Source organism: Streptomyces akebiae, assembly GCF_019599145.1.
GTDB classification, from domain to species: domain Bacteria; phylum Actinomycetota; class Actinomycetes; order Streptomycetales; family Streptomycetaceae; genus Streptomyces; species Streptomyces akebiae.
Window position 1 is genome coordinate 3,301,122 of sequence record NZ_CP080647.1, and the last position, 26,473, is coordinate 3,327,594.

The 26,473-nt window shown below is 68.9% G+C and carries 24 protein-coding genes; all 24 read right to left on the reverse strand.

The features are described 5' to 3' along the window. Window positions 1-17 precede the first annotated feature (17 nt). On the reverse strand, window positions 18-1,292 hold the full coding sequence (locus K1J60_RS14025; protein WP_220646517.1) for an IPT/TIG domain-containing protein: 1,275 nt from the start codon (window positions 1,290-1,292) through the stop codon (window positions 18-20). Between the two features lie 153 nt (window positions 1,293-1,445). Then, on the reverse strand, window positions 1,446-2,192 hold the full coding sequence (locus tag K1J60_RS14030; RefSeq protein ID WP_220646518.1) for an IPT/TIG domain-containing protein: 747 nt from the start codon (window positions 2,190-2,192) through the stop codon (window positions 1,446-1,448). A gap of 464 nt (window positions 2,193-2,656) precedes the next feature. Continuing rightward, a complete protein-coding gene (locus K1J60_RS14035) occupies window positions 2,657-3,697 on the reverse strand; it encodes a right-handed parallel beta-helix repeat-containing protein (RefSeq protein WP_259408260.1) in 1,041 nt (346 codons plus the stop codon). Between the two features lie 466 nt (window positions 3,698-4,163). Then, window positions 4,164-4,616: a DUF2550 domain-containing protein gene (locus tag K1J60_RS14040; protein ID WP_033526508.1), complete on the reverse strand. Its 453-nt coding sequence runs from the start codon at window positions 4,614-4,616 to the stop codon at window positions 4,164-4,166. A gap of 133 nt (window positions 4,617-4,749) precedes the next feature. Then, window positions 4,750-5,124, reverse strand: coding sequence for a F0F1 ATP synthase subunit epsilon (locus K1J60_RS14045; protein WP_033526509.1), 375 nt, complete (start codon window positions 5,122-5,124; stop codon window positions 4,750-4,752). Window positions 5,125-5,254: 130 nt separating this feature from the next. Further along, on the reverse strand, window positions 5,255-6,691 hold the full coding sequence (gene atpD / locus K1J60_RS14050) for a F0F1 ATP synthase subunit beta (protein WP_220646519.1): 1,437 nt from the start codon (window positions 6,689-6,691) through the stop codon (window positions 5,255-5,257). Continuing rightward, complete coding sequence (locus K1J60_RS14055; RefSeq protein WP_220646520.1) at window positions 6,691-7,605, reverse strand: F0F1 ATP synthase subunit gamma; 915 nt, start codon at window positions 7,603-7,605, stop codon at window positions 6,691-6,693. The genes atpD and K1J60_RS14055 overlap by 1 nt, the downstream gene beginning before the upstream one ends. Window positions 7,606-7,626: 21 nt before the next feature. Continuing rightward, a complete protein-coding gene (atpA, locus tag K1J60_RS14060; RefSeq protein WP_215449029.1) occupies window positions 7,627-9,222 on the reverse strand; it encodes a F0F1 ATP synthase subunit alpha in 1,596 nt (531 codons plus the stop codon). A gap of 144 nt (window positions 9,223-9,366) precedes the next feature. Then, window positions 9,367-10,182, reverse strand: a complete 816-nt coding sequence (locus tag K1J60_RS14065; RefSeq protein WP_033526513.1) for a F0F1 ATP synthase subunit delta — start codon at window positions 10,180-10,182, stop codon at window positions 9,367-9,369. After that, window positions 10,179-10,727 carry a F0F1 ATP synthase subunit B gene (locus K1J60_RS14070; protein ID WP_033526514.1) on the reverse strand — a complete coding sequence of 183 codons (549 nt, stop codon included), beginning with the start codon at window positions 10,725-10,727 and terminating at the stop codon, window positions 10,179-10,181. The genes K1J60_RS14065 and K1J60_RS14070 overlap by 4 nt, the downstream gene beginning before the upstream one ends. A gap of 40 nt (window positions 10,728-10,767) precedes the next feature. After that, window positions 10,768-11,001 carry an ATP synthase F0 subunit C gene (gene atpE / locus K1J60_RS14075; RefSeq protein WP_143636214.1) on the reverse strand — a complete coding sequence of 78 codons (234 nt, stop codon included), beginning with the start codon at window positions 10,999-11,001 and terminating at the stop codon, window positions 10,768-10,770. Between the two features lie 76 nt (window positions 11,002-11,077). Continuing rightward, window positions 11,078-11,848, reverse strand: coding sequence for a F0F1 ATP synthase subunit A (atpB, locus tag K1J60_RS14080; protein ID WP_184903689.1), 771 nt, complete (start codon window positions 11,846-11,848; stop codon window positions 11,078-11,080). Between the two features lie 273 nt (window positions 11,849-12,121). Then, the gene (locus K1J60_RS14085; protein ID WP_220646521.1) at window positions 12,122-12,559 is read right to left on the reverse strand and encodes a hypothetical protein; all 438 of its coding nucleotides are present in this window, start codon (window positions 12,557-12,559) and stop codon (window positions 12,122-12,124) included. A gap of 338 nt (window positions 12,560-12,897) precedes the next feature. Next, a complete protein-coding gene (locus K1J60_RS14090; RefSeq protein ID WP_220646522.1) occupies window positions 12,898-14,181 on the reverse strand; it encodes an MraY family glycosyltransferase in 1,284 nt (427 codons plus the stop codon). 141 nt (window positions 14,182-14,322) lie between these two features. Continuing rightward, on the reverse strand, window positions 14,323-15,561 hold the full coding sequence (locus tag K1J60_RS14095) for a serine hydroxymethyltransferase (protein ID WP_220646523.1): 1,239 nt from the start codon (window positions 15,559-15,561) through the stop codon (window positions 14,323-14,325). Window positions 15,562-15,690: 129 nt separating this feature from the next. Next, window positions 15,691-16,362, reverse strand: coding sequence for an arsenate reductase/protein-tyrosine-phosphatase family protein (locus K1J60_RS14100; protein WP_033526518.1), 672 nt, complete (start codon window positions 16,360-16,362; stop codon window positions 15,691-15,693). After that, window positions 16,359-17,006, reverse strand: coding sequence for an L-threonylcarbamoyladenylate synthase (locus tag K1J60_RS14105; protein WP_033526519.1), 648 nt, complete (start codon window positions 17,004-17,006; stop codon window positions 16,359-16,361). The genes K1J60_RS14100 and K1J60_RS14105 overlap by 4 nt, the downstream gene beginning before the upstream one ends. A 71-nt stretch (window positions 17,007-17,077) precedes the next feature. Further along, complete coding sequence (prmC, locus tag K1J60_RS14110) at window positions 17,078-17,923, reverse strand: peptide chain release factor N(5)-glutamine methyltransferase (RefSeq protein ID WP_033526520.1); 846 nt, start codon at window positions 17,921-17,923, stop codon at window positions 17,078-17,080. A 38-nt stretch (window positions 17,924-17,961) separates the two neighbouring features. After that, window positions 17,962-19,038: a peptide chain release factor 1 gene (gene prfA, locus K1J60_RS14115; RefSeq protein ID WP_220646524.1), complete on the reverse strand. Its 1,077-nt coding sequence runs from the start codon at window positions 19,036-19,038 to the stop codon at window positions 17,962-17,964. A gap of 134 nt (window positions 19,039-19,172) precedes the next feature. Then, window positions 19,173-19,394 (reverse strand): 50S ribosomal protein L31, encoded by a 222-nt coding sequence (rpmE, locus tag K1J60_RS14120; RefSeq protein ID WP_028804216.1) that lies wholly within the window; start codon window positions 19,392-19,394, stop codon window positions 19,173-19,175. Between the two features lie 148 nt (window positions 19,395-19,542). Beyond that, a complete protein-coding gene (locus K1J60_RS14125) occupies window positions 19,543-20,688 on the reverse strand; it encodes an LCP family protein (RefSeq protein WP_220646525.1) in 1,146 nt (381 codons plus the stop codon). A gap of 242 nt (window positions 20,689-20,930) precedes the next feature. Beyond that, complete coding sequence (locus K1J60_RS14130; RefSeq protein ID WP_220651454.1) at window positions 20,931-22,676, reverse strand: trypsin-like serine protease; 1,746 nt, start codon at window positions 22,674-22,676, stop codon at window positions 20,931-20,933. 168 nt (window positions 22,677-22,844) lie between these two features. Continuing rightward, a complete protein-coding gene (rho, locus tag K1J60_RS14135; RefSeq protein WP_220646526.1) occupies window positions 22,845-24,896 on the reverse strand; it encodes a transcription termination factor Rho in 2,052 nt (683 codons plus the stop codon). Window positions 24,897-25,300: 404 nt separating this feature from the next. Beyond that, complete coding sequence (gene thrB / locus K1J60_RS14140; RefSeq protein WP_220646527.1) at window positions 25,301-26,254, reverse strand: homoserine kinase; 954 nt, start codon at window positions 26,252-26,254, stop codon at window positions 25,301-25,303. Window positions 26,255-26,473 lie beyond the last annotated feature (219 nt).

The following is a 26,473-nucleotide window of genomic DNA, read 5'->3' on the forward strand; positions in this document are numbered from 1 at the left end:
CCCGTGATCCCGGCGCATCAGATGCTGGGCGCGGCGAACCGCGTGTACGTCAAACCGTTGCTGGTGCCGGCCGGTGTGGTCACCGTGACGGATACCGGCCCGGGCGGGCCGGTCGGGACAACGGCCGTGATCTGCGTCGGGGAGACCACGGTGAACGACGCGGAGAGGGCGCCGAACTGGACTGCGGTCGCCGTCGTGAGATCGTTGCCCGTCAGCGTGACGACCGTACCGGTGTCCGTCGACCCCAGGTCAGGCACGAGGGAGACCAGAACGGGAGCGTTGAGGTAGACGTAGTCGACCGGGTTGCTGGTGCCGGCGGAGGTGGTCACCGTGACCGCCGCCGCGCCGGCAGCGTGGGCGGGAGCCACCGCCGTGATCTGCGTACCGCTGTCGACAGTGAACGACGACGCCGCCACCCCGCCGAACTGCACCGCCGTCGCGGCGAGGAGACCGCTGCCGGTGAGTGTGACCGCGGTGCCGCCCGCCGTGGGTCCGGAGGGAGGCGCGAGGAACGTCAGCAGGGGCTGCGCGGAGTAGAAGAAGAACGCGTTGGGATCGGCGCCGTTGCTGGTGCCGCCGGGGGTGGTCACCGTGACCGCCGCCGCGCCGGCAGCGTGGGCGGGAGTCACCGCCGTGATCTGCGTACCGCTGTCGACAGTGAACGACGACGCCGCCACCCCGCCGAACTGCACCGCCGTCGCACCGGAGAAGTTCGCGCCCGTCAGCGTCACCGTCGTCCCCCCTGACACCGGGCCCTGATTCGGCGACAGACTTGAGAGGGAGGGCGTGGCAACGTAAGTGAAGGTGAGGGCGTTGCTGGTGCCGCCGGGGGTGGTCACCGTGACCGCCGCCGCACCGGCCGCAAGAGCGGGAGTCACCGCCGTGATCTGCGTACCGCTGTTGACGGTGAACGACGACGCCGCCACCCCGCCGAACTGCACCGCCGTCGCACCGGAGAGATTCGCGCCCGTCAGCGTCACCGTCGTCCCCCCTGACACCGGGCCCTGATTCGGCGACAGACTTGAGAGGGAGGGCGTGGCAACGTAGGTGAACAGCACCACCTGGCCGCTCGTGCCCTGGGTGGTGCTGACGGTGACGTTCACGCTGCCGGCGCCCGAGGGAGTCACCGCCGTGATCTGTGTACTGCTGTTGACGGTGTACGACGTGGCCGGTTTGGCTCCGAACCGGACGTTGGTCACTCCCGTGAAACCGGATCCGGTCACGGTGACCGTCGTACCACCCGAGGTCGATCCCTGGTTGGGACTGACCGAAGAGACCACAGGGGGAGCCATGGCTGTACTCCTTCGCGCAGGAATGGAGGCGGCCACGTCCCGGCGTAGCCGCGTCGCGGCGTGGCCGCGGGGGTCGAGCCCGTCCGGGCGGTGGGGGGACTGCCGCCCGGACGGGGGTTCATCGCCTCCGTGTCGCGGAGGCACGAGGACCGGTCAGATACCGGGGCCGGTGACGTAGGTGAAGCCGCCGACCGCGGTGGCCGATCCCGCGGGGTTGGTCACGACCACGTCGACCGCTCCCGCGGTTCCGGGCGGGCTGACCGCGGACAGCGTGGTCGTGTTGATCACCGAGAACGGCGCCGCGACGCCGTCGAAGGTGACCGAGTCCGTGCTGTCCAGGTTGGTGCCGCTGATGGTCACGGCCGTCCCACCGGAGGTCGGCCCCTCGTCCGGGGCGATGGTCCCGATCGTGGGGGTGTCGACGTAGGTGTAGCTGAGGCCGTTGTTGGTGCCGCCCGCGGTGGTGACGCTGACCGACACCGGTCCGGCCGCCGCGCCTGCGGGCACGGTGACGCTGAGGGAGCTGTCACTGGTCACGGTCGGGGTGGCGGTGACCCCGCCGAAGGACACACTGGTGGCCGTCGACAGGCCGGTACCGTTGACGGTGATGGTGTTGCCGCCGGCCAGTGGCCCGGAGTCGGTGCCCAGGGACGACTTGAACGGGGCGCCGACGTAGAAGAACGGCACCGGGTTGCTGGTCCCGCCCGGGGTGGTCACCGTGACGCCGACCGTGCCGGTCCCCGAAGGGGAGACGGCGGTGACCTGCGTCGGGGAGACGTTGGTGACGCTCGTGGCGGACTTGCCGCCGAACTTCACCGCGCTGGTGTTGGCCAGGTTGGTGCCGGTGATGGTCACCAGGGTCCCGCCCCCGGTGGAACCCTGATTCGGAGAGATCGGCATGAGGAAGCTCCTCGCTGGTTGATGGGGACATGCGAGAAACCGGCAGGAACGGCCAGCCATCGACTGAGACGTCCTCAGGAGGGGGACCGCCGACAGGAGCACGTCGGCCTCTGCCCGACTCCTTGCGATGCGGCGAGCACTGATCAACAGTGCGTCCGCGCCCGGGTGAACGAACCCGCACAGGCACCCTCGCCCGCCCGGCCGAGCGGGCGGCGACCTCCGCCATCTCCTCTGGGCAAGGAGAAACCGGCAAGCGCTGCCTGATCGAACGTTCCCCCGGCTCGGGGATGGGCAGCCCGCCGGTTCACACTCTTAGTTACCCACGCATCCAATCGAGTGACAAGACGGCATCCTTCGCATCACCCGAAAGGACTAACGTTCCGTCCTTTCCTGACCTCTCCTTATGTCGAACCGGCCGGCCAAGCTCCAGGCCCCCGAGGGGTCTGGAGCTTGGCCGGCCGCCGTCACGCCGCGCAGCCGGGGACTCCGGGCGGCGGTCCGCAGTTGTCCGGCGTGTTGTTCACGACAGGCGTTCCGGTCAGGACGACCGTGCCGCCGACCCGGAAGATCCCACCGCCCTGGCCGCCCGCGACATTGCGGGAGACCCTGCCGCCGACCAGGTGGGACGTACCTGCCTGCTGGTAGAGACCGCCGCCGTCGAGGCCGCTTTCGTTGCCGTCCACGAGGGTTCTCAGCAGTCGCAGGGTGCTTCCGGCGTTGGCGATGCCTCCGCCGTACGAGGCGCTCTCGTTACCCATCACGGAGGCGCCGTTCAGGCTGAGGGGACCCAGCGCCGTGAAGATGCCGCCGCCCTCGAAGTTCTCGGTGCGATTGCCCCCGACTGCCGCACCGTTGAGGACCGTGGTGCCGAAGTTGGCCAGCCCTCCACCGAGGAACGTCGCCTTGTTGCTCTGGATGGACCCTCCGGTCATGTCCAGTTGCGCGGACCCACCCACATGAACGCCTCCCCCGTCACCGGCACCGTTGCCGGACACGGTGGTGCCGTCGAGACGTGCCTCAGCACCGGACGCGACCGCGATCCCTCCGCCGAGGACGGAAGCGGTGTTGCCGGTGATCCGGCTCGCGACCAGGGCGAGCCTCCCCTCGGTGAGGATGCCGCCGCCGACCGTGGCGGAGTTCCCGGTCGCGCTGCCGCCCGACACGGTGATCCCGTTGAGGGTGAGTTCTCCCTGCGGAGCGACTTCGGCGATCCGGAACGGCGTGGGTGACTGACGGGTGATCGTCACTCGGCTACCGGTGAGGGCGACGTTGCCGGTGATGGTCGGCAGCCCGTTGGCGCCGTCCGGCAGGGCCGGAGCAGTGAGCGCGTAGGTGCATCCCGACGACAGCAGGATGCTTCCCCGCCCCCGCGCGTTCGCCTCGTTGACCTGCTCGATCAACTCCGCGACGTCCCCGCACGGCACCGCTCTCGCCCGGAGCGCGGGCGAGGACGCGGTGGCCGGTGCGGCGACAGCGGACACGGCCGCGCCCAGCAGTGTGGCCACGGCCAAGGCCCGAGTGTTCTTCCAGGACAGCACTGGTTCTCCCTTCGGTCGTTGTGGTTCAACCTGATCGGGAGCGCCGCCCCTCGGCACCCAGTGAGATCCGGACGGGTGAAGAAGTACGTACGCAGCGGCAACGGCAAGCGGTGCGGGCGATGGACCATTCGAGTGACATATGCAAGAACGCTCGCGGCTGTCGGCTCAAGCGTGGGTTACTGAAATGGATCCGACCGGTGGGCGGCCCATTCTCACCGGGGGGTGCGGGAGTCGGACTGCCTGCCGCCTTTCTGCAGAGGCACGGGCGACTGCGCCGACATACCGCGATGGGCACCCCCGTGGAGAATTTGGATCCCGATCAGCCGGTGCCGTTCGCGGCGTCGGCTGATCGGCAACAGGGTCCCGACCGCCGCCACCTCACACCCGGACACGCGAGCCCCTCGCAGTGGGGCCGCGGGATTCCGACCGGAGGCTACGCCACATTCACTCGCTGGCCGGGCGGGGCTGCCTCCAGCCACGCGAGGAAACCGGTCAGCGCGTCCTCGCTCATCGCCAGTTCCAGCCGGGTCCCCCGGTGCAGACACGCGAGGATCACGGCGTCGGAGAGAAGTGCCAGCTCCTCCTCGCCCTCCGGGGTGCGGCGCCCGGCCACCTCGATCGAGGCACGCTCCAGGACGCGGCGGGGGCGGGGCGCGTACGAGAAGACGCGGTACCACTCGATGCGGTCGCCGTTGTAGCGGGCGACGCCGTACCCCCAGCCCTTGCCGTTCTCGTCGCTGCCGGGTTTCTCCGGGGCGGCCCAGCGGAGGCTGCAGTCGAACGTTCCGCCGGAACGCTGGATGAGGCGTCGGCGCAGTCCGAAGACGAAGAGCCCGACCACCACGAGCGCGATCACCGAACCGCACACAGTCAGAGCGAGGACCATCGACACCGACCTCCTCGTCTCCTAGGTAACGGAACGCAAAAAACACCCATATTCGCCTCAGCCGCGGCTGGGTCGGGATGTAGACATCCAGACCCAGCCGCGGCTGAGGTACAGCATCACACGGCGTCTGCGCTCAGCGCGCACCCGCCGTACGCAGTCGTACATCCGCGCGGCGCTCGGCGGCGGCATCGCCCTCCGCCTTCGCACGCTCCAGCTCCCGCTGGGCGCCCTGGACGTCGATCTCGTCGGCCAGCTCGGCGACCTCGGCCAGCAGGGACAGCTTGTTGTCCGCGAACGAGATGAAACCGCCGTGCACAGCGACGACGACGGTGCCGCCCTCACTCGTACGGATGGTCACCGGGCCCGACTCCAGCACACCGAGCAGCGGCTGGTGACCGGGCATGACGCCGATGTCGCCGGACGTGGTCCGCGCGACGACCAGGGTGGCCTGGCCCGACCAGACCTCTCGGTCGGCCGCGACCAGCGCGACGTGCAGCTCAGCAGCCAAGGTGGCTCCTCGGGTCACCACCCGGCGCCTCGGCCGGGTGTTGGGTCAATTCTAGTGGGAGTACAGAGAGGGGCGGGACGCACCCCATGAGGTGTGGCCTCGCCCCCCACTGATCACGATTCGCCTGACGTCAGCTGACGCCGAGCTCCTTCGCGTTCTTCTTCAGGTCCTCGATACCACCGCACATGAAGAACGCCTGCTCCGGGAAGTGGTCGTACTCACCGTCGATGATCGCGTTGAACGCGGCGATCGACTCGTCCAGCGGCACGTCCGACCCGTCGACGCCGGTGAACTGCTTGGCGACGTGGGTGTTCTGGGACAGGAAGCGCTCCACGCGACGGGCACGGTGGACGACGAGCTTGTCCTCCTCGCCGAGCTCGTCGATACCGAGGATCGCGATGATGTCCTGGAGGTCCTTGTACTTCTGCAGGACCGACTTCACGCGCATCGCGGCGTTGTAGTGGTCCGCCGCGATGTAGCGCGGGTCCAGGATGCGGGACGTGGAGTCCAGCGGGTCCACGGCCGGGTAGATGCCCTTCTCGGAGATCGGACGGGAGAGAACCGTCGTCGCGTCGAGGTGGGCGAAGGTGGTGGCCGGGGCCGGGTCGGTCAGGTCGTCCGCGGGGACGTAGATCGCCTGCATCGAGGTGATCGAGTGACCACGGGTCGAGGTGATGCGCTCCTGGAGGAGACCCATCTCGTCGGCCAGGTTCGGCTGGTAACCCACCGCGGAGGGCATACGGCCGAGCAGGGTCGACACCTCGGAACCGGCCTGGGTGAAGCGGAAGATGTTGTCGATGAAGAACAGCACGTCCTGCTTCTGCACATCGCGGAAGTACTCCGCCATGGTCAGACCGGCGAGGGCCACGCGCAGACGGGTGCCCGGGGGCTCGTCCATCTGGCCGAAGACCAGCGCGGTCTTGTCGATGACGCCGGACTCCGACATCTCCTCGATGAGGTCGTTGCCCTCACGGGTGCGCTCACCGACACCGGCGAACACGGAGACACCGTCGTGGTTGTTGGCGACGCGGTAGATCATCTCCTGGATGAGCACCGTCTTGCCGACACCGGCACCACCGAACAGACCGATCTTTCCACCCTTGACGTACGGGGTGAGAAGGTCGATGACCTTGACGCCGGTCTCGAACATCTCGGTCTTCGACTCGAGCTCGTCGAAGTTCGGAGCCTGGCGGTGGATGCCCCAGCGCTCGCCCGTGTACTGCTCGTCGACGTTCAGCACCTCACCGAGGGTGTTGAACACCTTGCCCTTGGTGAAGTCGCCGACCGGCACGCTGATGGAAGCGCCGGTGTCGGTGACCGGGGCCTGGCGGACCAGACCGTCGGTGGGCTGCATGGAGATGGTGCGGACCAGGCCGTCACCCAGGTGCTGGGCGACCTCCAGGGTCAGCGTCTTCAGCTCGCCGGCGTTGGCCGGGTCGGCCACCTCGACGTGAAGGGCGTTGTAGATCTCCGGCATCGCGTCGACGGGGAACTCCACGTCGACGACCGGGCCGATGACCCGGGCGACGCGGCCCGTGGCAACGGCCGTCTCAGAAGTCGTCGTCATTACTTGTCACTCCCCGCGGTCGCGTCGGAAAGGGCTGCGGAGCCACCGACGATCTCGCTGATTTCCTGGGTGATTTCGGCCTGGCGGGCCGCGTTGGCAAGGCGGGAGAGCGTGTTGATCAGCTCACCCGCGTTGTCGGTCGCCGACTTCATCGCGCGGCGGGTGGCGGCGTGCTTGGAGGCAGCCGACTGCAGCAGCGCGTTGTAGATGCGGCTCTCGACGTAGCGCGGCAGCAGGGCGTCGAGGACGTCCTCCGCCGACGGCTCGAAGTCGTACAGCGGGAGGATCTCGCCCTTGGGCGCCTCCTCCGCGACCTCTTCGAGGCTGAGCGGCAGCAGACGCGCGTCGAGCGCCTGCTGCGTCATCATCGAGACGAACTCGGTGTAGACGATGTGGAGCTCGTCCACACCACCGTCCGCCGTGTCCTTCTCGATGGCCTCGATCAGCGGGCCCGCGACCTTCTTGGCGTCCGCGTACGTGGGCTCGTCGGTGAAGCCGGTCCACTGCTCCACGACCTTGCGCTCGCGGAAGTTGTAGTGGGCGACACCGCGGCGGCCGACGATGTACGTGTCGACCTGCTTGCCCTCGGCCTCGAGGCGGGCCGTCAACTTCTCCGCCGCCTTGATGGCGTTGGAGTTGAAGGCACCGGCGAGACCGCGGTCACTCGTCAGCAGCAGCACTGCGGAACGCGTGACCTTCTCGGCCTGCGTGGTCAGCGGGTGCTTGGTGTTCGAACCAGTGCCCACCGCCGTGACCGCGCGGGTGAGCTCGGTCGCGTAGGGCGTGGAGGCCGCCACCTTGCGCTGCGCCTTGACGACGCGCGAGGCGGCGATCATCTCCATCGCCTTGGTGATCTTCTTGGTCGCGGTGACGGATCGGATGCGACGCTTGTAGACCCGGAGCTGAGCTCCCATGAGTCAGGTCCCTTCCTTACGTCACTTGGAGACGTTGACGGCCGGAGCGTCCTCGCCGAGCAGCTTGCCGTCCGCGGTCTCGAACTGCTTCTTGAAGTCGGCGATCGCGTCCGCGACGGCGGTCAGCGTGTCGTCCGAGAGCTTGCCGCCCTCCTTGATGGAGGTCATGAGGCCCTGCTCCTTGCGGTGCAGGTACTCCAGCAGCTCCTTCTCGAAGCGGCGGATGTCGGCGACCGGCACGTCGTCCATCTTGCCGGTGGTGCCGGCCCACACGGAGACGACCTGGTCCTCGGTGGACATCGGCTCGTACTGGGCCTGCTTCAGCAGCTCGACCATGCGCTGACCGCGCTCCAGCTGCGCCTTCGACGCGGCGTCCAGGTCGGAACCGAAGGCGGCGAACGCCTCCAGCTCACGGAACTGGGCGAGGTCCACGCGCAGACGGCCGGAGACCTGCTTCATCGCCTTGTGCTGGGCGGAGCCACCGACTCGGGAGACGGAGATACCCACGTTCAGCGCGGGGCGCTGACCGGCGTTGAAGAGGTCCGACTCCAGGAAGCACTGGCCGTCGGTGATGGAGATGACGTTGGTCGGGATGAACGCCGAGACGTCGTTGGCCTTCGTCTCGACGATCGGCAGACCGGTCATCGAGCCCGCGCCCAACTCGTCGGAGAGCTTCGCGCAGCGCTCCAGCAGACGGGAGTGCAGGTAGAAGACGTCACCCGGGTAGGCCTCACGGCCCGGCGGGCGGCGCAGCAGCAGGGACACGGCGCGGTAGGCGTCGGCCTGCTTCGAGAGGTCGTCGAAGATGATGAGGACGTGCTTGCCCTCGTACATCCACTGCTGACCGATGGCCGAACCGGTGTAGGGCGCCAGGTACTTGAAGCCGGCCGGGTCGGACGCCGGGGCGGCGACGATGGTCGTGTACTCCAGCGCGCCGTTCTCCTCCAGCGCGCGGCGGACCGACGCGATGGTCGAGCCCTTCTGGCCGATGGCGACGTAGACGCAGCGGACCTGCTTCTTCGGGTCGCCCGAGCGCCAGTTGTCGCGCTGGTTGATGATCGTGTCGACGGCCAGGGCGGTCTTGCCGGTCTGGCGGTCACCGATGATCAGCTGACGCTGACCACGGCCGATCGGGGTCATCGCGTCGACGGCCTTGTAGCCGGTCTCCATCGGCTCGTGCACCGACTTACGGGCCATGACGCCCGGGGCCTGCAGCTCCAGGGCACGGCGACCGCTGGTCTCGATCTCGCCGAGGCCGTCGATCGGGTTGCCGAGCGGGTCGACGACGCGGCCGAGGTAGCCCTCGCCCACCGCGACCGACAGGACCTCGCCGGTACGGGTGACCGGCTGACCCTCCTCGATACCGCTGAACTCACCGAGGACGATGGCGCCGATCTCGCGCTCTTCCAGGTTGAGCGCGAGGCCGAGGGTGCCGTCCTCGAACTTCAGCAGTTCGTTGGCCATGGCCGAGGGAAGACCCTCGACCTTCGCGATGCCGTCGCCGGCAAGGGTGACCGTACCGACCTCCTCGCGCGAGGCCGCGTCCGGCTTGTACGACTGGACGAAGTTCTCCAGCGCGTCCCGGATCTCCTCCGGCCGGATCGTGAGCTCCGCCATCTGGGTTCCCTGCTCTCCTTGTTGGGCCCGAAGTTTCACTTGGGGGGAATGCGTAAACTCCCGGACTCCCCCCTGAACGAGGTGAATCCTCTGCACGGCCCAACCGGGCCGTAGGAATACGTACGTACTGCTATGAAGTTTGTGCTAGCTCGCCAGGCGGCGGCCGGCGTCCTCGAGTCGGTCCGCGATCGAGCCGTTGATGATCTCGTCACCGACCTGGACCCGGATCCCGCCGAGGACGCCGGGGTCCACGTCGAGGTTGAGGTGCATGGGCCGGCCGTAGAGCTTCGCCAGGGCGGCGCCGAGGCGTCGCTTCTGCGGGTCGCTCAGCGGGACCGCCGAGGTGACGACGGCGACCATGCGGTCCCGGCGCTCGGCGGCGAGCTTGGACAGGGACTCGAGTCCACCCTCCAGGCTACGTCCACGCGGCGCGGTCACGAGGCGCGTCACCAGACGCTCGGTGGTGGCCTTGGCACGGCCGCCGAGCAGGCTGCTCAGCAGCGCGCTCTTGGCCTGGCCGCCCGCGGCACGGTCGGTCAGCGCGGCCCGCAGCTCGGTGTTCGAGGCGACGATCCGGCCGAAGCGGAACAGCTCGTCCTCGACGTCGTCGAGCGTGGCCGACTGCTGCGCGGCCGTGAGGTCGGCGACATCGGCCAGCTGCTCCAGGGCGTCCACCAGGTCGCGGGGCTGCGACCAGCGGGAACGCACCAGGCCGGAGACCAGGTCGACGGTGGTCGCGCCAACCTGACCGCCGAGGATGCGGCCGACCAGCTCGGCCTTGGCCTCGCCGGACTGCGCCGGGTCGGTGAGGACCCGACGCAGCGACACCTCGCGGTGGAGCAGAGCGGTGACGGCGGCCAGCTCCTCGGCGAGCCGCGCCGCGTCGACGGACGTGGAGTCCGTCAGCGCGTCGAGACGCGTCCGTGCGGCTGCCAGGGCCTCGCGGCTCGCTCCGTTCATCGCGTGGCCTCGGCCTTCTCCTCGAGGTCGTCGAGGAAGCGGTCGATCACACGGCTCTGCCGGGCGTGGTCCTCCAGGGACTCACCGACGAGCTTGCCGGCCAGGTCGGTGGCGAGCTTGCCCACGTCCTGACGCAGCGCCGAAGCGGCGGCCTTGCGGTCGGCGGCGAGCTGCGAGTGACCGGCGGCGATGATCTCCTCGCGCTGCCGCTGGCCCTCGGCCCGCATCTCGGCGATGAGCTCGGCGCCCTGCTCCTGCGCCTCCTGGCGCAGCCGCGCGGCCTCGTGCCGAGCCTCGGCGAGCTGGGCCTTGTACTGCTCCAGCACGCTCTGGGCCTCGACCTTCATGCGGTCGGCCTCTTCGATACCGCCCTCGATCGCGTCGCGGCGCTCTTCCAGAACCTTGTTGATGTTCGGGAGCGCCTTCTTCCAGAAGAAGAAGAACACGATGGCGAAGGCGATGGCGCCCACGAGCAGCTCGGGGCCCGGCGGGATGAGCGGGTTCTGCTCCTCCTCGGCCGCCAGCTGTACCAGGTTGGCGATCACATCAGTGCCTTTCGTTGAAAGGTTTGCTCGTCAGGGCTCGTCAGTTGTAGACGAACGGCATGACGATGCCGATGAGGGCGAGCGCCTCACAGAAGGCGAAGCCGAGGATCTGGTTGGCACGGATCAGGCCGGCGGCCTCGGGCTGGCGGGCCAGGGCCTGGGTGCCGTTGCCGAAGATGATGCCGACGCCGACGCCGGGGCCGATGGCGGCGAGGCCGTAGCCGATGGAACCGATGTTGCCTTCGACAGCGGCGAGGGTCTCAAGGGCAGCCATGCTGATTCTTCCTTCTCTTTCATGGACCGGCGGTGGTTGGCCACCGGACGTTCTGGGGGCTGGTGGAGCGCGTGACTCAGTGGTGCTCGGCGAGCGCGCCCTGGATGTACGAGCAGGCGAGGAGCACGAAGACGTACGCCTGGACGGCCTGCACGAAGAGCTCGAAGAGGATCATGACGATGGTCATGATGAAGGAGACACCGGCCGCCGGGATCATCCAGCTGTTCAGCAGGTACCAGGAGGCCACGGTGAACATGACCAGCATCAGGTGACCGGCGAACATGTTGGCGAAGAGTCGCACCGCGTGCGTGAACGGGCGGACCAGCAGGTTCGAGAAGAACTCGATGATCACCACGAGCGGCAGCACCGGGCCGAGCGACTTGTCGTAGCCGGTGACGTTCTTGAAGAACCCGACGAAGCCGTGCTTCTTGAAGGTCAGCGAGACCCAGACCACGTAGACGACCAGGGCGAGGACCATCGGGTAGGCGATGATCGACGACACCGGGAACTGGGCCAGCGGAATCACGGACCAGATGTTCATGATCCAGATGAAGAAGAACAGCGAGACCATCAGCGGGACGTACTTCTCGCCCTCCTTCCGGCCCAGCGTCTCGTAGACGATGCCGCGGCGTACGAAGTCGTAGCCCGCCTCACCGATCATCTGCAGCTTGCCCGGCACCACCTTCGCCTTGCCGAAGGCGAGGGTGAAGAAGGTGATCACCAGGAGAGTGGTGACGAGGGCGAGCAGCATCACCTTGTTGAACTCGAACCCGCCGACCGTGGCGATCGGCTTGAAGAGGAACGAGTGCAGGCCCGGAGCCGGGAAGCCACAGCCGTTGTCGGACATGATCCGACAGCTCCAGTCAAAGGCGAGCTGGGTCTGGTCAGCACTCACCACGGGCTCCTTCGGCGTGACGCATGGGTACGGCAACCTCGTTGTGTCGGCGCGGCGCGCAGCCGCGGGTCGGCACTGGACTGGTGTTACGGATGTGGGGGCGGCTGGGGGGCATCAAGCCTCGCGATTGAGCAGGCGTCAGCTCAGATGCCCGCGCCCGCGATGCCGCAGTTGGCACCGGACGATAGCAGGAGTTCGCACACGCCCTTATCCCGGCCCTACTCCTCACGACGAGTGCCCCGATTTTTCGGGCTTGTTGCCCGTCGGCGCATCGGGTTCGACATAGAGGATCTTGGCCTTCATATGGGCGCGCGTCTGTGCGGCGATCCACACGAGGGTGGTGGCGACGAGCGTGAACGCGAAGGCCTTGGGGTGGAACAGAGTGGTGTCCTTGAACGCGGACAGAAAGATGAACAACAAGAGAATCTGCGCCGCGTAAAGCATGAGGCCCATCATCTGGAACAGATGAGGAAGCGATTTGGCAGTGCGCTGCAGAACGTAGAGCCCGATTCCCATGAAGAGGATCGTGATCACCGCCGCCACGACGGCGCCGAGAGCCCCCTTTCCTCCGACGATGACACCGCTGACGACAGCGGCGATCGCGCCGGCGGCTGCCGTGGGCACGGCGGCCTGAAGGAGGGTCCGGACGTCATTGGACGGCATGGCGGCAACTCCGCTTGCTAAGGGGGCAGGGTGTCGTCATGGACGAGCGTAGACCCCGGGGGCGAGCGAGAATCTCGCGCCAACGGACCGTCACAGTGCGGTCCTTCGACTCTGTCCCGGGTTCTCGTGAACCGTATCACAAACTATTTGATGAGGTCTTTACCTGAACGCTGTGCCAGGTGTCACACATGAGAGTGAACCTGCCCGTCTGTGCAGAATCCCAGCCGACTTGTCTGGTATAAGGCCGATTTGCGTCGTCACGTGCTCGCATGGCATCGGCAAAGTGTTAGTCAGATTCTTACCTTGCCGTCAGCGCCACGCCCCGCCGGAGCCCTCTCTCAACGGCCCGCGCCCGCCGGGCTGCGTTCCGGTTCGTGGGTACGGCCGCCGATCGCCGTGGCGCCGTTGAGCGAGGGCGCCCAGTCGGCGACGGGCTCCGGAGCGGTCGCCGGGATCGCACGGCGGCGGTAGCGGGGCGGGACGAAGCGTTGCGCCCAGCGCGGCGCGCGCGGGGTGAAGCGGGGCAGCAGGAGGAGGAAGAGACCGACCCCGCTGAGCATGGCGATGGCGAGGACGATCCACATGGACGCCGCGTTCACCGTGTACGCGAGGGTGCCGAAGGCGATCACCGCGGACCAGAAGTACATGATCAGCACGGCCCGGCTGTGCGAGTGCCCGACCTCCAGGAGCCGGTGGTGCAGATGCCCCCGGTCGGCGGCGAACGGCGACTGGCCCCGCCAGGTGCGGCGCACGATCGCGAGGATCAGGTCCGCGGCCGGGATCGCGAGGATGCTCAGCGGCATCAGCAGCGGGATGTACACCGGCACCATCGAGTAGACCGTGCTGCGCTCCGAGCCGTAGAGGTTCATCACGTCCGGGTCGACCTGTCCGGTGACCGAGATCGCGCCGGCCGCCAGCACCAGACCGATCAGCATCGAGCCGGAGTCGCCCATGAAGATGCGCGCGGGGTGCATGTTGTGCGGCAGGAAGCCCAGGCACATGCCCATCAGGACGGCCGCGAACAGCGTGGCGGGGGCCGCGGCCTCGATGCCGTAGCTGTACCAGAGGCGGTAGGCGTACATGAAGAACGCGGCGGAGGCGATGCAGACCATGCCGGCGGCGAGACCGTCGAGGCCGTCGACGAAGTTGACCGCGTTGATGGTGATGACGACCAGGGCGACCGTGAGCAGGGTGCCCTGCCACTGGGTCAGCGCGACGATCCCCACGCTGGGGATGGGCAGCCACAGGATCGTCAGACCCTGCATGACCATCACACCGGCGGCGATCATCTGGCCGCCGAGCTTGATCAGGGCGTCGATCTCGAACTTGTCGTCCAGGACGCCGATGAGCCAGATCAGGGCGGCCCCGGAGAGCAGCGCGCGCGGTTCGTTGGAGTCGCGAAAGACCTCGCTGAGGTTGGTCATGTGGTCGGCGACCAGCAGACCCGCGCACAGCCCGAAGAACATCGCGATGCCGCCGAGCCGGGGCGTCGGCTCACGGTGGACGTCGCGCGCACGGATCTCCGGCATGGCTCCGGCCACGATCGCGAACTTCCGCACCGGCCCTGTCAGCAGGTACGTCACCGCGGCCGTGATGCAGAGCGTCAGGAGGTATTCACGCACGGGCTTCCCCACAGGTCTCGCTGGCCATCACAGCCTCACACCCTAGCGATGCGCGGAGCGATGCACGCATACGGTGGAGGACATCCGGGTAGCGACGATGGTTGCACGTGATGCTGTGCCTGGTGGTGCGTCTACCCCACCTCAGCGCGGATACGGCGGAAATCTTCCGGCCAGGTCCCGCACTTCTTCACGGGTCCGCCTGCCGTCGCCGCCGTCCCGCAGGGTGCCCGCGAAGAGCACCGCGAGCCGTGTCATCTCCGCCTCGCCCATGCCCTGAGTGGTCAGCGCGGCCGTGCCGAGCCGCAGGCCACGGGCGTCCCCGTGCGGAAGCGCGCAGCAGTCCAGGACCATCCCGGCGGCCGCGAGCCGCCCCTTGGCCGTACGGCCGTCGATCCCGAGTGGCGCGGTATCGACGGTCAGGAGGTGGGTGTCGGTGCCGCCGGTGACGACCACGAGCCCCTCCTCGGCCAGCCCGCGGGCCAGGACGCGGGCGTTCGCGACCACCTGATGGGCGTACGCGGTGAACGCCGGCGTTGCCGCCTCCCCGAACGCGACGGCCTTCGCGGCGATGGTGTGCATCTGCGCGCCGCCCTGGGTGAACGGGAACACCGCCCGGTCGACCCGCTCGGCCAGCTCGCTCCCGCACAGCAGCATCCCGCCGCGCGGCCCCCTCAGCACCTTGTGCGTGGTGGCGCACACGATGTCGGCGTACGGCACCGGGTTGGGCGCCGCTCCCCCGGCGACCAACCCGATCGGATGGGCCGCGTCGGCGATGAGATAGGCGCCCACCTCGTCGGCGACCTCGCGGAAGAAGGCGTAGTCGATGTGCCGGGGGTAGGAGATGGACCCGCAGACGATGGCCTTGGGGCGGTGGGTGCGGGCGAGGGTGCGCACCTGCTCGCGGTCGATCAGCCCCGACTCGGCCTCCACCCCGTAACCGACGAAGTCGAACCAGCGGCCGGAGAAGTTGGCGGGCGACCCGTGGGTGAGATGGCCGCCGAAGTGCAGGCCCATCGCCAGCACGGTGTCGCCGGGGCGCAGCAGGGCGGCGTACGCGGCCAGGACGGCCGAAGAACCGGAGTGCGACTGCACGTTGGCGTGCTCGGCCCCGAAGAGGGCCTTGGCGCGCTCCACGGCCAGCCGCTCGGCGATGTCCACCATCTCGCACCCGCCGTGGTACCGGGCGCCCGGGTACCCTTCCGCGTACTTGTTCGCGAGGGGGGAGCCCAGCGCGGCCAGGACCGCGGGCGAGGTGAAGTTCTCGGCCGCGACGAGCTGCAGCGTCGTCGCCTGCCGATCGAACTCACCGAGCAGGATGTCGGCCAGCTCAGGGTCCTGCCGCCGCAGGACATCGGCCTCTAGGACAGGGGTGACCGACATGATGGACTCCGGGGCGTCGACGATGACGTACGGCCAATGTAGACCCCGGACGCCCGGCATGCCCGACATCGTCACCACTTACGGCCGCGACCACCCGCCCCGACCGCCGGTGCCGGGGCACCGCGGCGGCTACGCCCTCGCCGGCACCCCTGTCAGGGCGGTCACCACCGGGTCCAGGGCCTGGTGTATCTCGTCACCCACCGAGCGGAAGAACGGCAGCGGGGCGCCGTACGGGTCGTAGACCTCGTCGGCCTCTGCGGTGGGGGCCAGGAGCCACCCGCGTAGAGCGGCGGCGGCGCGGACCAGGGCGCGTGCGCGGACGACCATGCCCTCCTCCAGAGGAGGCAGCGTGGTGGGGTCGATGGCGCGCACCAGGCGGGTGAACTCCTTCAGGGTGAAGGTGCGCAGCCCGGCGGAGTGCCCCATGGAGATGACCTGGGCCCGGTGGTCACGGGTGGCCGTCAGCACCAGGTCGGCCCGGATGACGTGCTCGTCCAGCAGCTCGCGCCCCGTGAAACCGGAGGCGTCCGCGCCGAAGTCCGCGAGGACCGCCTCCGCGTTCGCCTCCATGGGCGCCCCCTCGTGCCCCCACGTCCCCGCGCTCTCGACGATCAGTCCGCCCCACAGCGGGTCCCCGAGCCGGTCCGCCAGGGCATGGCGGGTCAGCCGCTCGGTGATCGGCGAGCGGCACACGTTGCCGGTGCTGACGTGGAGGATGCGGAAGGTGTCCCGCGGCAGCCCCGTGAAGGTCCGCGTCTCTTCCCCGTCCCATATGCCACGCCCCGCGTCAGGGGCCGTCAATTCGCCACCTCAAGGTCGGGTACGACCTTGCGGAGTTCCTCTGCCGACAAGGCCCCGGCACGCAGCAGCACCGGCACCTTGCCCGTGACGTCGACGATCGACGACGGCTCGTTGCCGGGGGTCGGGCCGCCGTCCAGGTACACGGAGACCGAGTCGCCGAGCATCGCCTCGGCGGCGTCGCAGTTCTCCGGCGCCGGGTGACCGGTCAGGTTCGCCGAGGAGACCGCCATGGGGCCGACCTCGGTCAGCAGCTCGATCGCGACCGGGTGCAGCGGCATGCGTACGGCGACGGTTCCCCGGGTGTCGCCGAGGTCCCACTGCAGCGACGGCTGGTGCTTGGCGACGAGCGTGAGCGCACCCGGCCAGAACGCGTCGACCAGCTCCCAGGCCATCTCGGAGAAGTCCGTGACCAGGCCGTGCAGGGTGTTCGGGGAGCCGATGAGCACGGGCGTGGGCATGTTGCGCCCCCGGCCCTTGGCCTCCAGGAGGTCGGCCACGGCCTCCGACGTGAACGCGTCCGCGCCGATGCCGTACACGGTGTCCGTCGGCAGCACCACGAGCTCGCCCCGGCGAATGGCGGACGCGGCCTCGCGCAGACCGGTGGCGCGGTCGGTCGCGTCGTTGGTGTCGTATCGCCGTGCCATTTAGCGGGCCTCCTCGTACACGTACTGCTGCTGGGGGGTTGTCGTCGGGCGCGCGCTCATGCTCGTGCTCATCAGGGCAGCGCCTTGCGGGCGGTCGCGAACCGCGGCCGGTTGTTGAGGTCCGGGTGGTCGGCCGCGTCGGCCCAGCCCCGCTCCTCGGTGAAGATCCAGGGCACCTGGCCACCCTGGGTGTCGGCGTGCTCGATGACGACGACACCGCCCGGGCGCAGGAGCCGGTGTGCGGTGCGTTCCAGGCCTCGGATCAGATCCAGGCCGTCCTCCCCTGAGAACAGGGCGAGTTGGGGATCGTAGTCGCGGGCCTCGGGCGCCACGTACTCCCACTCGGTGAGCGGGATGTACGGGGGGTTGGAGACGACCAGGTCGACCTGGCCGTCGAGGTCGCGGAAGGCGTCCAGGGCGTTGCCCTGGCGCAGGTCGACGCGTGAGCCCGCCATGTTCTTGCGGGTCCACGTCAGGGCGTCCTCGGACAGCTCCACGGCGTGCACGCGCGAGCGCGGCACCTCCTGGGCGAGGGCGAGGGCGATGGCACCGGAGCCGGTGCACAGATCGACGATGAGCGGCTCGACGACGTCCATCGCGCGGACGGCGTCTATGGCCCACCCGACCACCGACTCGGTCTCGGGCCGCGGCACGAACACCCCGGGTCCGACCTGAAGTTCGAGGTAGCGGAAGTAGGCGCGCCCGGTGATGTGCTGGAGCGGCTCACGCTGCTCGCGCCGGGCGATGACCTCCCAGTACCGGGCGTCGAAGTCGGAGTCCCTGACGGTGTGCAGCTCGCCCCGCTTGACGCCGTGCACGAACGCGGCGAGCTCCTCCGCGTCGTTGCGCGGCGAGGGCACGCCGGCGTCGGCCAGGCGCTGGGTGGCCTGGGCCACTTCCGCGAGCAGCAGGTTCACGCAAGTCCTCCGTCGTACTGGTCGTGCTCGAAACGGCCTTACGCGGCTGCCAGCTTCGCGGCCGAGTCCGCGTCGACACAGGCCTGGATCACCGCGTCGAGTTCACCGTCGAGCACCTGGTCCAGGTTGTAGGCCTTGAAGCCGACGCGGTGGTCCGAGATGCGGTTCTCCGGGAAGTTGTACGTGCGGATCTTCTCGGAGCGGTCGACGGTGCGGACCTGGCTGCGGCGGGCGTCGGCGGCTTCCTTCTCCGCCTCCTCCTGTGCCGCGGCGAGCAGCCTGGAGCGCAGGATACGCATCGCCTGCTCCTTGTTCTGCAGCTGGCTCTTCTCGTTCTGGCAGGAGGCGACGACTCCGGTGGGAATGTGCGTGATGCGCACGGCGGAGTCGGTGGTGTTGACGGACTGGCCTCCGGGCCCGGAGGAGCGGTAGACGTCGATCCGCAGGTCGTTCATGTTGATCTCGACGTCGACCTCCTCGGCCTCGGGCGTGACCAGCACACCGGCGGCGGAGGTGTGGATACGGCCCTGCGACTCGGTGGCCGGCACGCGCTGGACGCGGTGCACCCCGCCCTCGTACTTCAGCCGGGCCCAGACGCCCTGGCCGGGCTCGGTGGCGCCCTGGCCGCCCTTGGTCTTCACGGCGACCTGGACGTCCTTGTAGCCGCCCAGCTCGGACTCGGTGGAGTCGATGATCTCGGTCTTCCAGCCGACGCGCTCGGCGTACCGCAGGTACATCCGGAGCAGGTCACCGGCGAAGAGGGCGGACTCGTCACCACCCGCACCGGCCTTGATCTCCAGGATGACGTCCTTGTCGTCCGACGGGTCCCGGGGCACGAGCAGCAGCCGCAGCTTCTCGGTCAGCTCCTCGCGCTGCTTCTCCAGCTCCTTGACCTCGGCTGCGAAGTCCGGGTCGTCCGCGACGAATTCACGGGCCGTCTCGATGTCGTCGCCGGTCTGCTTCCAGGAGCGGTACGTGCCGACGATCGGGGTCAGCTCCGCGTAGCGCTTGTTGAGCTTGCGCGCGTTGGCCTGGTCCGCGTGGACCGACGGGTCGGCGAGCTTCTTCTCCAGGTCGGCGTGTTCCCCGACCAGTTCCTCGACCGCCTCGAACATCTCTCCGGCTCCCTGTACGACGTACGACGTTGTGAGTGGGCTGCACTCCTGGGCTGCGCAGCTGTGTGCCGCACCGCAAAGCGCCGGTCCCGACGCCCCCGATGGGGGCACCGCGGACCGGCGCTGGGGGCTCGCTACTTCTTGGCAGCGGCAGCCTTGCCGAAGCGGGCCTCGAAGCGGGCCACGCGGCCACCGGTGTCGAGGATCTTCTGCTTGCCCGTGTAGAACGGGTGGCACTCGGAGCAGACCTCGGCACGGATGGTGCCGCTCTCGATCGTGCTGCGGGTGGTGAACGACGCGCCACAGGTGCAGCTGACCTGCGTCTCGACGTACTCGGGGTGGATGTCGCGCTTCAAGGTGTCTCCTAGTTTCGGGAGGGCGCCGGGTCGCGTCCGCGGGATGCGAGCGCGTGAACCGGAGCCGACGTACCAGTCTGCCAGGACTGGCGCCATCTCCCAAAACCAGGGGGTGCGCACAGGTATTCCCACGGCCCTCCCCCCGCCTTCAGGTGCCGGCGGTCACGACGCCCTCGGCGGCGCCCGTCGCCGTGCCCTTCGTCGCCGACTTCGGGATGGTCTCGTCGGCCTTCAGGGCCGCCCAGACCTGCTTCGACTTCGCCTCGTCCACCAGGACGCGGTTCGGGTCGGCGGGGTCGTACTGGACCGGCATCGTGACCATGTTCATGTTCTTGGAGCTGATGCCCTTGAGGCCGTTCGCGAAGGACGCGAGGTCCTTGACGGTGTCCAGTTCGGAGTCGGTGGTGACGGCGTCGGTCGCTGACTCGGCGAGGTCGTAGATCTTCTTGGGGCTGCTGAAGATCCCCACCGACTTGACCTGCTCGATCAGCGCCTTGATGAACGCCTGCTGGAGCTGGATGCGCCCGAGGTCCGACCCGTCCCCCACCCCGTGCCGGGTGCGGACGAGCCCGAGCGCCTGCTTGCCGGTGAGGGTGTGCTCCCCGGCCTTCAGGTTCAGATGGCTGTCGGGGTCCTTGATGTCCTTGGTCGTGGTGATGGGGACGCCACCGAGGACGTTGATCAGCTTCTCGAAGCCCGCGAAGTCGATCTCGATGTAGTGGTCCATCCGGATCCCGGTCATGGACTCGACGGTCTTCACCGCACACGCGGCGCCCCCGGTGGAGTACGCGGAGTTGAACATCGCGTACGAGGCCGCCGGGTGGGCCTGGCCCTTCGCGTCGGTGCACTCGGGCCGCTCGACGAGGGTGTCCCGGGGGATGGAGACCACGCTGGCCCGCTTGTGGCCCTCGTAGACGTGCACGACCATCGCCGTGTCGGAGCGGGCGCTGCCGTCGTCGACGCCACCGCCGAGCTTCTTGTTGCTGCCCGAGCGGGTGTCGGAGCCGAGGACCAGGATGTCCTGCGAGCCGTTGTCGACGTCGAGGGGCCGGTCGGTGCCGAGGGCCTGGTTGATGTCGACGCTCTTGATGTTGCCGTTGAGCTTGAAGTACAGGTAGCCGATTCCGGTGCCGCCCAGTACCAGGACGCCCGCGGCGGTCCAGACGACGGCGAGCGCCGCTCTGCTGTGCCCGTCGCGGGACTTGCGGCGGCGGCCCTTGGCCGCGCGGTGACGCGGGCCGGTGGTGCCGGTCTTCCCCGGTATGCCGGCGTCCGGCGTGCTCTCGGCGGACATCTGCTCCTCGTTCTCTCTCCGGTCGGTTACCCCCTGCGCTCAGGCCCAGGCCTGTCGGGTCGGACACGGCCATGACTCCGCCGACGCTCATCGACACTCATCGACGATTCAGTGGCCGCATCCGCCCGGTCAGACGGGATATGCCGGGAAAGGGTTGCACAACGAACGGTGCCCATCGCGCAAAGCGCGATGGGCACCGTGTGTGACGGATGAGCCCGGCGGGACCGGGTTCACCTGGTGTTTCAGCCGAGCAGGTCGTACTGGGCGTAGCTGGTGCCGACCGAGGCCCGTGTGGTGAAGATCTCGCTCGTGGCCTTGCCGGTGCCCGTGTAGAGGTACAGCGTGCCGGCCGGCGTACGGGCCAGCAGGTCCGCCCTGCCGTCGCCACTCACGTCACCGGGAGTGATGAGCGTGTTGTAGGCGCTCCAGTCCGAGCGGACCTTGATCCGGGTGGCGAAGGCGCCCGTGCCGGACTTGCCGACGCCCTTGTAGAGGTAGACGTTCGAGCCGGTCTTGGTGCGCGCGATCAGGTCGACCTTGCCGTCGCCGGTGAAGTCGCCGTGCCCGAGCACCGCGTTGTACTGGTTCCAGCCCGTGCCGACCTTGACGCGGGTCGAGAACGTCCCGTTGCCCTTGCCCGGGTAGATCCACAGGGCGCCCGCCGAGTCGACCGAGAGCAGGTCGGGCAGGGCGTCGCCGGTGACGTCGCCGGGGGTGAGGATCCGGGTACGGGTCGTCCAGTTGTCGAAGATCTGCGTGGTCGTCCAACTGCTGGACGAGGGCACGTACCGCCGCCAGAAGACGTCACCGTCGGAGGAGCGGCGCAGGACGAAGTCCTGGTAGCCGTCCCGGTTCAGGTCGGTCTGCTGGACCAGGTTGTAGCCCTTCCAGCTGCCCTCTTCGGTCAGGGCCTTGCGGTCGGCGAGCTTGGAGCCCGTGGAGGCGCGGACGTAGCCCGTGCCGGTCTCCTTGTTGCGCAGGAAGACGTCGGCCTTGCCGTCGCGGGTGATGGCGGCGTCGTCGACCCGCGGCTGGGTCGCGCCGACGTACTTGCTGACCTTCGCGAAGACCGGGTAGGCGCCCTTGTACACACAGTCCTCGACGCCCCACGAGACGACGCCGACGACCTTGTTGCCCACGACGAGCGGGCCACCGGAGTCACCGTTGCAGGTGGCGGTGGTCGTGGCGTCGGTGCCGCCGGCGGGCTTGCCCGCGCAGACCATGTGCCCCTTGATGAAGTAGGGGCTCCACGTGTTCGCGCAGGTCGTGTCGCTGACGATCGGCAGCGTGGCCGTCTTCAGCGTCTGCGAGATGTCGTTGTTGGTGGAGGTGGTACGGCCCCAGCCGTAGACCTTCGCGCTGGTGCCCGCCGTGTACGAGGCCGTGTCGGTCGACGTCGTCATCTTGATCGGCGTGGCCTTGACGGGACTGGCCAGCGTGAGGACCGCGACGTCGTTGTCGATCGCCTCCTCGTCCCACGAGGAGTGGTTCCACTGGCGCGAGACCTTGCTCGGGGTGCCACCGTGGTAGTCGAGGTGGTCGAAGCTGTCGTCGTCGTTGTAGACGGCGGTGGGCAGCTGATCGGTGCCGGTGACGATCTCGCCGTACTTGACCCAGTTGTAGTAGTTCTTGTCGACACAGTGCGCGGCGGTGAGGATCTTCGTCGGCGAGACGACCGTGCCGCCGCAGAAGAAGCCGAGGTCCTGCGTCTCGTCGTAGTACCAGAGCTGCGCCATCCACGGCGCGGAGGCGATGGTCGTCTCCGACCCGCCGATGATCTGGGCGGACGGCTTCAGTCCACTGTCGCCGTCGCTGTCGCTGTCCGCACTCTCGGTGGACGACGGCTCCCGCGTCGCCACACCCGCGGTGTCGTCCGCCGCCATCGCCTTGGCGATCCGTACATCCGCCTCGTTCGGTGTCGAGGTGCTGTCGGCGCCGGCCGCACTCGCGGACGACATCAGCAGCGTCCCGGCTATCGCGGCGGCCATGGCTCCGGACAAACGTCTAGCCACTCAATTCCCCCCTGGGAGTGCATAGGTTGATCAGATAGTGCAGAAACTGATCGTAGAAGACCGTGATCGTACACGTGTCGCATACAGAAAACTGGGGCCACCCTCACAAAGAGGGTGGCCCCAGCGCTTGCGGAGGTACGGGACCTAGTCGCCGTTACCGGGCGTCGGCGTCGTCTTCTGGATCTGCATCAGGAACTCGACGTTCGACTTGGTCTGCTTCATCTTGTCGAGGAGCAGCTCGATGGCCTGCTGCTGGTCGAGCGCGTGCAGCACCCGGCGCAGCTTCCAGACGACCGCCAGCTCCTCGTTGCCGAGCAGGATCTCTTCCTTACGGGTACCGGACGCGTCCACGTCCACCGCCGGGAAGATGCGCTTGTCGGCGAGCTTGCGGTCGAGCTTGAGCTCCATGTTGCCGGTGCCCTTGAACTCCTCGAAGATCACCTCGTCCATGCGGGACCCGGTGTCCACCAGGGCGGTGGCGAGGATGGTCAGCGAGCCGCCGTCCTCGATGTTGCGGGCCGCACCGAAGAAGCGCTTCGGCGGGTACAGGGCGGTCGAGTCGACACCACCGGACAGGATGCGGCCGGAGGCCGGCGCCGCCAGGTTGTAGGCGCGGCCCAGACGCGTGATCGAGTCGAGGAGCACGACCACGTCGTGGCCCAGCTCGACGAGGCGCTTGGCACGCTCGATGGCGAGCTCGGCGACCGTCGTGTGGTCCTCGGCCGGGCGGTCGAAGGTCGAGGAGATGACCTCGCCCTTCACCGACCGCTGCATGTCGGTGACCTCTTCCGGACGCTCGTCGACGAGGACGACCATCAGGTGGCACTCGGGGTTGTTGTGCGTGATCGCGTTGGCGACCGCCTGCATGATCATGGTCTTACCGGTCTTCGGCGGGGCCACGATCAGACCGCGCTGGCCCTTACCGATGGGCGAGACCAGGTCGATGATGCGGGTGGTGAGCACGCCCGGGTCCGTCTCCAGCCGGAGGCGGTCCTGCGGGTACAGCGGCGTCAGCTTGTTGAACTCCGGGCGGCCACGGCCGTGTTCGGGCGCCATGCCGTTGACGGAGTCGAGCCGCACCAGCGCGTTGAACTTCTCGCGGCGCTCGCCCTCCTTGGGCTGACGCACGGCACCGGTGACGTGGTCACCCTTGCGCAGGCCGTTCTTGCGGACCTGGGCGAGGGAGACGTACACGTCGTTCGGGCCGGGCAGGTAGCCCGAGGTACGGATGAAGGCGTAGTTGTCGAGGATGTCCAGGATGCCCGCGACGGGGATCAGGACGTCGTCGTCGGCGAGCTGCGGCTCGGGGGCGCCGATCTCGTCACGGCCGCGACGGCCACGGCGGTCGCGGTAGCGGCCGCGACGGCCACGGCGTCCGCCGTCGAAGTCGTCGTCGTCCTGCGGGCCGTTGTCACGCTGGCGGTCCTGACGGCCGCCGCCCTGCTGCTGGCCCTGCTGCTGACCGCGGTCGCGCTGCGGCCCACCGCCGCCCTGCTGCTCGTCGCCCTTGCCACGGCGGCCGCGGTCGCCGCGCTCACCGCGGTCCCCACGCTCGCCCCGGTCACGGCCACGCTCGCGGCGGCCCTGACGGCCCTCGCCGCCCTGGTCACCGGCGTCGCCCTTGGTCTCGGCGGTCGCTGCCGGGGTCTCGGCCTTCGGCTCGCTCTTCGCCTCGGCGGTGACCGTCTCGGGGCTGCCCGCGTCGGCGGTGGCCCGGCGCCGACGGCGCTCGGTGGGCGCCTCGTCGCCACCGGCCGGCTGGCCGGGGATCTCGATCTGCTGCTGGGCCACGGCCTTCTCGGCCTTCTCGGCGGGCGCCGCGGCCTTCTTGGCGGTGGCCTTCTCGGCCGGGGCGGTGTCGTCGCCCGTCTGCGCGGCATCGGCGGTGGCCAAACGCGCCTTCGAGGTGGCGCGGCGCTTCGGCTTGGTCTCGGCGGCGGCCTCGGCCTTGGCCGGGGCACCCCCTCCCGCCTGCGCCTCCTTGATGACCTCGATCAGCTGGCTCTTGCGCATCCGCGCGGTGCCCCTGATGCCGAGGCCGGATGCGACCTGCTGCAGCTCGGCCAGCACCATGCCCTCGAGGCCGGTACCACGGCGCCGCCGGGAGCCGGCACCGCTGGCAGGCGCGGCGTCCGTGGCGGGCGCGGCAGCGGTGTCCTCGACACGTGCGCCCATCAGATCGGTGGTGTCGCTCACGAAGGGTCCTTCCCTGGAGCGGACGTCGGCCTTCTGGCTCGGCGACCGTTTGTGCTGTCCGGCTTCGGCCCTGTTGGGTGGGACCGTGCCGGGGCGGTGGTCCGCCAAAGGCGGCGGAAGAGATATCTGGTGATTCGGCGCTTTCCGGGCCGTGGCACTGAGTGTCTGTGTCACGCGGCTCGGCCACGCCGGTTCCGGAGCCTGCTCGGCAGACCGCTCAGTGCCTGCGTACGGCGTACAGCTTGACGTACGAAGCGCAGTGCGGCTTGGGAGACTCCCGGAAGAATGGTTGTCCCGGAGGGGGACGATAAGCACCTCGCCATGGCTGGGGCAGGTGCAGACTTGAGGTTAACACTACCGGATCCAACAAACATTCCCCCTCTCGAAATCCGGCAACCGAACGCCTAGTCGTCGCCGCTGTCGGCGCCGGGCTCGGCGACGGTGGTGGTGAGCGGCAGGACACACGCCCCTCGGGCGTCGAGGTCCAGCCGGTTGGCGGCCCATCCCGCACCCGCGAGATCGGCCACCTTGTCGGCACTGGCCTCGTCGGCCAGGGCCAGGACCGTGGGTCCGGCGCCGGAGATGACCGCCGGGACGCCGTCGGCCCGCAGTCGCTCGACCAGGGCCGTGCTCTCCGGCATGGCGGGCGCCCGGTAATCCTGGTGCAGCCGGTCCTCGGTGGCGGGCAGCAGCAGCTCGGGGCGCCTGGTCAGGGCTTCCACGAGGAGGGCCGCCCGGCCCGCGTTGGTGGCTGCGTCGACGTGCGGGACGTTGCGCGGAAGCAGTCCGCGCGCCGTCTCCGTCAGCACGGGCTTCCCCGGGACGAAAACCACCGGAACGACGGAATCCGCGGGATCCATCCTGATCGCCCGCGCGGCGCCGCCCTCCATCCAGGAGAGGGTGAAACCACCGAGGAGGCAGGCCGCGACGTTGTCGGGGTGACCCTCGATCTCCGTGGCCAGTTCGAGCAGCGCGGCGTCGTCGAGCCGGTTGTCGCCGCCTATGGTCACGGCGCGGGCGGCGACGATGCCGGCGCAGATGGCGGCGGAGGAGGAGCCGAGGCCGCGGCCGTGCGGGATGCGGTTGGCACACACGATCTCCAGGCCCCGGGGCTGTCCGCCCAGCAGGTCGAAGGCGGTGCGCAGGGAGCGGACGAGCAGGTGCCGCTCGTCGCGCGGGAGGGTCTCGCTGCCCTCCCCCGCGATGTCGACGTGCAGGCCGGAGTCGGCCACCCGGACGACCACGTCGTCGTAGAGCCCCAGCGACAGGCCCAGGGCGTCGAAGCCCGGACCGAGGTTGGCGCTGGTGGCGGGGACGCGCACCCGTACGGCGGCGGCGCGGAACGCTGGACCGGCCATCGCTCGATGACTCTCCTTGAGCTGCGAGATTGACGATTGTCGAATGACATTCGGTAGGTAGGTGAAACCCTGCGGCCGCTCAAGACGGCGCGGCGCCGCACCCTTGCGGGGCATATGCGGCGGGCGGGTTCACCACAGCCTATCGAAGGAAGGTTCTGTGGCGACATAGGGCGCACAGGAGGCGCACGATGCGTGTCGTAAGCCCCCTGTGCACCCCCT